General features: G+C 69.2%; 8 protein-coding genes. 4 read left to right on the forward strand and 4 right to left on the reverse strand.

What is annotated here, in order from left to right:
• Positions 1–197: 197 nt before the first annotated feature.
• From deoC to VFK57_21445, 4 genes are read right to left on the reverse strand one after another with little or no spacing between them, the layout of a single operon-like run.
• The gene (gene deoC / locus VFK57_21430; GenBank protein HET7698292.1) at positions 198–1085 is read right to left on the reverse strand and encodes a deoxyribose-phosphate aldolase; all 888 of its coding nucleotides are present in this window, start codon (positions 1083–1085) and stop codon (positions 198–200) included.
• Positions 1085–1723 (reverse strand): RpiB/LacA/LacB family sugar-phosphate isomerase, encoded by a 639-nt coding sequence (locus tag VFK57_21435; protein ID HET7698293.1) that lies wholly within the window; start codon positions 1721–1723, stop codon positions 1085–1087. Before VFK57_21435 ends, deoC begins: the two co-directional genes overlap by 1 nt.
• A 34-nt stretch (positions 1724–1757) precedes the next feature.
• Entirely contained in the window at positions 1758–2279 is a 522-nt protein-coding gene (gene hpt / locus VFK57_21440; GenBank protein HET7698294.1) for a hypoxanthine phosphoribosyltransferase, read from the reverse strand.
• A gap of 7 nt (positions 2280–2286) precedes the next feature.
• Entirely contained in the window at positions 2287–3699 is a 1413-nt protein-coding gene (locus tag VFK57_21445; protein HET7698295.1) for an amidohydrolase, read from the reverse strand.
• Between the two features lie 42 nt (positions 3700–3741).
• On the opposite strand from VFK57_21445, the gene upp reads away from it, so the two are divergent.
• From upp to VFK57_21465, 4 genes are all read left to right on the forward strand, one after another.
• A complete protein-coding gene (gene upp, locus VFK57_21450; GenBank protein HET7698296.1) occupies positions 3742–4365 on the forward strand; it encodes a uracil phosphoribosyltransferase in 624 nt (207 codons plus the stop codon).
• Entirely contained in the window at positions 4362–5192 is an 831-nt protein-coding gene (locus tag VFK57_21455; GenBank protein ID HET7698297.1) for a citryl-CoA lyase, read from the forward strand. The genes upp and VFK57_21455 overlap by 4 nt, the downstream gene beginning before the upstream one ends.
• A 115-nt stretch (positions 5193–5307) precedes the next feature.
• Positions 5308–5694, forward strand: a complete 387-nt coding sequence (locus tag VFK57_21460; GenBank protein ID HET7698298.1) for a response regulator — start codon at positions 5308–5310, stop codon at positions 5692–5694.
• A 211-nt stretch (positions 5695–5905) separates the two neighbouring features.
• A partial coding sequence (locus tag VFK57_21465; protein ID HET7698299.1) for a hypothetical protein occupies positions 5906–6154 on the forward strand: 249 nt, incomplete at its 3' end.

A 6154-nucleotide genomic window follows, 5' to 3' on the forward strand; every position in this document is an offset into this window, starting at 1 on the left:
GAGCTCCAGGAACTCGGCCGGGGTCAGCCACCGGCGGGCCCGCACGGCGTGCTCCTCGAGGAGCGTGAGGTGGACCACCGGCCCGCCGAAGCCCATCGTGCCCAGCCAGAGGAAGAATCGCGCGAGTTCCGCCAGCCCGCCGGGGCCGGGCGCGGTCACGCGGAGACCCTCACGCAGGGGAGGTGCGACACCGCGGCCTAGTATCCGGCGGGGCTCGACGCGGTGACGCCCCCGCCACCGGCCTGCTGGACGATGCGGACGCCGGCGCTGGCGCCGACGCGCGTGGCGCCGGCGGCGACCATCGCCTTCATCCCCTCGTAATCGCGCACGCCGCCGGCCGCCTTCACGCCCATGTCGGCGCCGACCACGCGGCGCATGAGCGCCACGTCCGCCGCAGTCGCGCCGCCCGAGGCAAACCCTGTCGACGTCTTCACGAAGTCCGCGCCCGCCGCTTTCGAGAGCGTCGAGGCGGCGATCTTCTCGTCGTCGGTCAGCAGCGCCACTTCGAGGATGACCTTGCTGATCACCGCGGCCTCGCGGCACGGCCCGACGACGGCGGCGATGTCGCGCTCGACGAGCGTGAGATCGCCGGACTTCAGCGCGCCGATGTTGATCACCATGTCGATCTCGGTGGCGCCGTCGAAGATGGCCCGCCGCGTCTCGTAGTGCTTGACGTCCGGCGTGGTGGCGCCGAGCGGGAATCCGACCACCGAGCAGACGCCGACACCCGAGCCGCGGAGCTGCTGCGCCGCGGCGGCGACCCACGCCGGATTCACGCAGACGGTGGCGAAGTGGAACTCCGCCGCCTCGCGGCACAGTTTCTCGATGTCCGTCCGCGTCGCATCCGGCTTCAGCAGCGTGTGATCGATCATCCCCGCCACCGTGCCGGCGGCGCCGCCGCTCGCGTGCAGGCCGATGCGCGTGGCGCCGGCGTCGAGCACGCCGCGCAGCCGATCCGGGCAGCAGTCGTAGAGGACGGCGTGGCAGCTGCACTGGGCGGGCGCCGCCGCGGCGCGGCGCTGCGCGTTCATCACCTCTTCGGTGATGATCTCGACCAGGCGCTGGAGGTCACCCGGATTCAGCATCAGAACGACTCTTCGAGCCGGCGGACCTTGACCAGCCGCCGGATGTATCGCGCCTCAGTCATCGGCGTGCTCAACCACACGTCGATGATACGCAACGCCGCGTCCGGCTGCAGCAGCGAGGATCCGAGCGTCAGCACGTTGGCGCCGTTGTGCTCGCGCGAGTACCGCGCGATGGTCTCGTCCGTCGCCATCACCGCGCGGATGCCGCGGATCTTGTTCGCGGCGATGGCCGAGCCGATGCCGGCGCCGTCGATGACAATGCCGGCGTCCGCTTCCCCGCGCGCCACCGCGCGGCCGACCGTCGCCGCCGTATCCGGATAGTCGACGGACGTGCTGCCATCGACCCCCATGTCGTCGACCGCCAGCCCTCGCCCGCGTAAGTGCTGCACGATCGCCGCGCGCAGCTTCACGCCGGTGTGGTCGCTGACGACGGCCACGCGGCGGATGTCCGCCTTCGGCGCCAGATCCGCGGGAATCGCCGGGTCGACCGATCCGGCCGGCACCACCGTCACCCGCCGCTCGCGCAGCGTGTCCGCCGCCAGCGGAGTGATGTGCCCGCCCCGGGCAAGCTCCACGGTCGCGCCGCGCTCGAGCTGCCGCGCATCCGCCTCGGTGATGATCTCGAATGTCTTCGTCATCGGCTATCGGCCGAACCTCGACCCTCGAACCTCGTCACTGCTGCAGCACCGCAATGTGCGGCAGATTGCGATACTTCTCCGCGTAATCCAACCCGTAGCCGACGACGAAATGATCGTCGATCGTGAACCCGATGTAATCCACCTTCACGTCCACCTTCCGCCGCGACGGCTTGCTCAACAGGCACGCCGTCCTGAGCGACTTCGGCGCCCGCGCCTTCAGGAGGTCCTGCAGGTAGTGCAGCGTCAAGCCGGTGTCGACGATGTCCTCGACGAGGATGACGTGGCGCCCCTCGACGTTGCTGTCGAGATCCTTCAGCACGCGCACCTGGCCGGACGAGGTCGTGCCTTTCCCGTAGCTCGACACCGCCATGAAGTCCATCGTGACGCGCTCGCTCATGGCCCGGACCAGGTCGGCCATGAACATGAATCCCCCCTTGAGGATCGCGACCAGGTGGATGCCTTCGCCGGCTGGATAATCGCGCTCGATTTCTTCCGCGAGAGTGTCGATGCGCCCCTGGATGTCGGTCTGGGAGATCAGGACGTTGGTAGTGGGCATGGAGTCTCTACTTGACGGCGGCGCGCACGCGCGACGCGAACAGGCGGGCCTCGGCCAGCACCTGCTTCGCCGGCAGTGTCAGCACGGTGCGCTCGCGCATCACCACCTTGCCGTTGACGATCGTCGTCCGCACGTCGTCGCCGCGGGTCACATACACGAGATGCGACACCGGGTCGTACATCGGCGTCTGCCGCGCGGCAGACATCGAGACGATGAGCAGATCGGCGCGCTTGCCGGGTTCGAGCGAGCCGATTTCCCTGTCCATCCCCAGCGCGCGGGCCCCGCCGATCGTCGCCATCTCGAGCGCAACCGGCGCGGCGACGGCGCGCGGGTCGTTGTTCTTCAGCTTGTGCAGGAACGCCGCCTGCCGCATCGCCTCGAACATGTCGAGATCGTTGTTGCTCGCCGCCCCGTCGGTGCCGAGCCCCACGGCGACGCCGGCTCTGCGCATCTCTTCCACCGGCGCGATGCCGCTGGCGAGCTTCATGTTGCTCTCCGGGTTGTGGGACACGCCGACCTTGCGCGACGCCAGCGTGGCGATATCGGAGGCGGTCAGGTGCACCGCGTGGTTCGCCAGCGTGCGCGGCCCCCAGAACCCGAGCGAGTCGAGATACGCCGTCGGCGTCGCGCGATATTTCTCGGCCGACGTCCTGATCTCGTCCTGCGTCTCGGCGAGGTGGATGATGACGGGAATCTTCAGGCGGTCGGCCAGCGCGCGGCACGCCTTGAGCGTGTCGCCGTCCAGCGTGTACATCGCGTGCGGCGCCACCGCAGGGGTGATCAGCTCGTCCCCGGCGAACTCCTTCGCGAACCGCTCGGTGCGCGCCAGTCCTTCCGCCGGCGTCTTCGCATCGGGCACCGGGAACTGAATGATGGTCTGGCCGAGGATGCCGCGGATGCCGGCGGCCTTCGTCGCCCGCGCGATCTCCTCCTCGAAGTAATACATGTCCGCGTAGGCGGTGGTCCCCGACTCGATCATCTCGAGCGCGGCGAGCCGCGTGCCGGCGCGGACGAACGCCGGCGAGACGGTCTTCGCCTCCGCCGGGAAGATGTACTTCTGCAGCCAGTCCATCAACGCGAGATCGTCCGCCAGGCCGCGGAACAGGACCATCGGCGCGTGGGTGTGCGTGTTGATCAGACCGGGCATGATGACGCGGCCCGCCGCGTCGATGGTCTCGCGGCCGCGGAAACGTGCCGCGATCGCGGCCGACGTGTCCACGCCCACGATGTCCCGGCCGTCGATCGCCACCGCGCCGCCCTCGATGACGCGGCGGTTGCCGTCGACGGTCACGACGATGCCGTTGGCGACCACGAGGGAGACGAGCCGCGGCGGCGGCGGCTGGCCGGTCTCGCCGAAGCCGCGAGCCGGCAAAGACGGAGCCGCGAGCAGCGCGGCGACCAGGACGAGCGTCCGGAGCATGAAGTGACGATTCTATACGACCCAATGTATAGTCGCCCTGCAGTGTCGGTTCACGTCGTCGAACATCCGCTCGTGCACGATGCGCTGGTGACCTTGCGCGACGCGCGGACGCCGCCCGAGGAGTTCCGGCGCATGGCGGTCCGCATCAGCCTGCTGCTGGCCGGCGAGGCGACCCGCGACCTGCCGGCGTCGCCGGTGACGGTGCAGACCCCGCTCGGCCCCGCCCAGGGCCGCCGCGTCTCGGCGGATGTCGTCGTCGTGCCGGTGCTGCGCGCCGGTCTCGGGATGCTCGACGCGATTCTCGAGCTGATGCCCAACGCGCGCGTGGGCCACATCGGGCTGCAGCGCGACGAGAGCACCGCGATCGCGTCGCAGTACTATTCGAAGCTGCCGAAAGGGCTCGGCAGCAGCGTCGTGCTCATGATCGATCCGATGCTGGCGACCGGCGGGAGCGCGGTGGCGGCGCTCGACCACCTGATTCAGGCGGGCGCCCGCGACATCCGCATGATCTGCATCGTCGCCGCGCCGGAGGGGGTCGATCTCGTGCAGAAGCATCATCCCGGCGTCCGCATCTACACGCCGGCGATCGACCGGCAGCTCAACGATCACAAGTACATCGTGCCCGGGCTCGGAGACTTCGGCGATCGGCTGTACGGGACCTTATGAGCAAGACACGCGCGCCCCAGCCAAGCGTCAAGGGACTCGAACACGAGAAGTGGGCGACCTCCCTCACCAAGATCGAGCCCAACAAGATTCTCGTCCGCGGCTACCCGCTCGACGAGATCATGGGGCGGCTCACCTTCGGCGAAGCGATCTATCTGCTGCTGATGGGGGACCTGCCGACCCCGGGGATCGGCAGCCTGATGGAGGCGATGCTCGTCTCGTTCATCGATCACGGGATCACCCCTCCGTCCACGCTGGCGGCGCGCAATACCGCGACCACCGGCGCGCCGCTGCGTGCGTGCGTGGCGGCCGGCGTCCTGGGATTCGGCCGTTACCACGGCGGCGACATCGAGAGCTGCATGCAGTTTCTCGACGCCGGGCTGGAATTGGTGCGCAAGGGCTCGTCGTACCAGGATGCGGCCGCGGCGATCGTCGCGCGGTGCCGGGAGGAGGACGAGCCGATACCGGGGTTCGGCCACCGCTTCCATACGCGCGACCCGCGGGCGGCCCGGCTCTTCCAGATGGCGCTGGAGCTCGAGATCGAGGGGGGACACATCCAGATGATCCGCGCCGTCGAGCACGCGCTCAGCGCGCAGCCGGACGGCCACGCCGTCCCGGTCAACATCGACGGCGCCATCGCCGCGGTGTGCGGCGACATCGGCATCCCGCCGGAGATCGCCAACGCGTTGTTCATCATCTCGCGCGTCCCCGGAATCGCCGCGCAGGCACAGGAAGAGCGGGCCCGCGAGCATCCGATGCGGCAGATCGACCCGAAGGATCACGTCTACGACGGCGCCGCCGAGCGCCGGCTGCCCGACAAACGGCGCTGACGCGTCCCGCTCCCCCGCCCAGCCGCACTCTCGCGCGGCAGAACGGCTGAGCTTGTATCCGCTCGGACGGGTGCCCTATTCTCCTGTCGGACTGCGACCGACAAAGAGCGCGGGCATGCTCAGAGCCGTACTCGTCGTGGAAGACGATCCGTCGACGCTTTCAGGCTATGTGGAGTACCTGACCGAGGCAGGGTTCGAGGCGACCGGATTCGCCGATCCGGCGCGGGCGCTGGCCGTCGCCATCAAGACGCCGCCGGCCGCCGTCGTCACCGACATCACGATGCCGGGGATGGACGGCTTCACGCTCGCGAAGGCGCTGCACCAGGACACCCGCACGCGGCACGTGCCGGTGATCGGGCTGACCGCCAACTGGTACGCGGAAGTGAAGACCCGGGCCGCCGCAGCCGCCATGCGCACCGTGCTGTTGAAACCCTGCAGCCCGGCCCACCTGGTCGCCGAACTCGAGCGCGCCCTGCTCCCCGTCGGCGTCCGCGACCGGTAGCCGGTTCCGCTCTCCCGCATCCTTCCCCGCCCGCGCGCCGCGGTTCGGCCGATCCAATTGAAATAGACTGGATCGTCCATGAACCAACGCGAGAGTGCTGACGACAGCGCCGGGATCACCCGGGCCTACCGCCGCGTCCTGATCGTCTGGGTGGTCGTGCTGGCCGGCCTGTGGTGGCTGCAGCACGCCTTCGTATAGGCGCGGCCCGGCGATGCACTGGATAGACTGGGCCGTTCTCATCGGCTTCACGCTCTGGATCGTTTACGACGGCCTCAAGCGGACGCGCGACAGCAGCGAGCTCCAGGGCTACTTCCTCGCCAACCGATCGATTCCGTGGTGGGCCGCCGGCCTGTCGGTGATGGCCACGCAGTTGAGCGCGATCACCATGATCGGCACGACCGGCCAGGGCTACAACGACGGCATGCGGTTCATCCAGTTCTATTACGGCCTGCCGATCGCG

The organism is Vicinamibacterales bacterium (assembly GCA_035699745.1).
In the GTDB taxonomy this organism is placed as follows: Bacteria; Acidobacteriota; Vicinamibacteria; order Vicinamibacterales; family 2-12-FULL-66-21; genus JAICSD01.

Bases quoted from the DNA above. Each gene is read 5' to 3' on its own strand.
- hpt (HET7698294.1), bottom strand. From the start codon at position 2,279: ATGCCCACTACCAACGTCCTGATCTCCCAGACCGACATCCAGGGGCGC.
- VFK57_21435 (HET7698293.1), bottom strand. From the start codon at position 1,723: ATGACGAAGACATTCGAGATCATCACCGAGGCGGATGCGCGGCAGCTC.
- VFK57_21455 (HET7698297.1), top strand. From the start codon at position 4,362: ATGAGCAAGACACGCGCGCCCCAGCCAAGCGTCAAGGGACTCGAACAC.
- VFK57_21445 (HET7698295.1), bottom strand. From the start codon at position 3,699: ATGCTCCGGACGCTCGTCCTGGTCGCCGCGCTGCTCGCGGCTCCGTCT.
- deoC (HET7698292.1), bottom strand. From the start codon at position 1,085: ATGCTGAATCCGGGTGACCTCCAGCGCCTGGTCGAGATCATCACCGAA.
- VFK57_21460 (HET7698298.1), top strand. From the start codon at position 5,308: ATGCTCAGAGCCGTACTCGTCGTGGAAGACGATCCGTCGACGCTTTCA.